The 466-nt window shown below is 21.2% G+C and carries 1 protein-coding gene; it reads right to left on the minus strand.

The features are described 5' to 3' along the window. Positions 1–466: selenium cofactor biosynthesis protein YqeC (yqeC, locus tag K0040_RS20140; protein WP_228110458.1), on the minus strand; the 466-nt coding region annotated here is incomplete at both ends.

Here is a 466-nt window from a genome sequence, read left to right on the forward strand (position 1 = left end):
AATATCTTGCACAAAATTTTTGTTTTACACTTCCATAAAATAACTCTATTTCACTTTCACATTCTTTAATATTTTTTATTAATTTTATAGCTAAATTTTTATATTTTTCATTTTCAACTTTATTAATAAATAATACTCTTTTTCCAGAATAATTTTTAAATAATCCATTTGGATTTAATACTATATTTTTTAAGTTTTCAATACTTACTGTAGAGCTACTATTAATACTCTTTGTATTTAAATTTGCTATTTTTTTGAACATTTCTACTCTGTGTATATTTTCTTCATTAATATCCATTCCAAATGATGTTATATCTAATATACCTATAGTTTTTGTAGTTTTATGATATACTACTGGTTCTTTAGTATTCCAACCTTTAAGTTTTTTTCTCTTTGAACCATCTCCTTCTATTAAAACTAAATCAAATTTGTCTACAATTTCATCCAAAATAGATGAATCAATACT

It is taken from the genome of Terrisporobacter petrolearius (assembly GCF_020748185.1).
In the GTDB taxonomy this organism is placed as follows: Bacteria; Bacillota; Clostridia; order Peptostreptococcales; family Peptostreptococcaceae; genus Terrisporobacter; species Terrisporobacter petrolearius.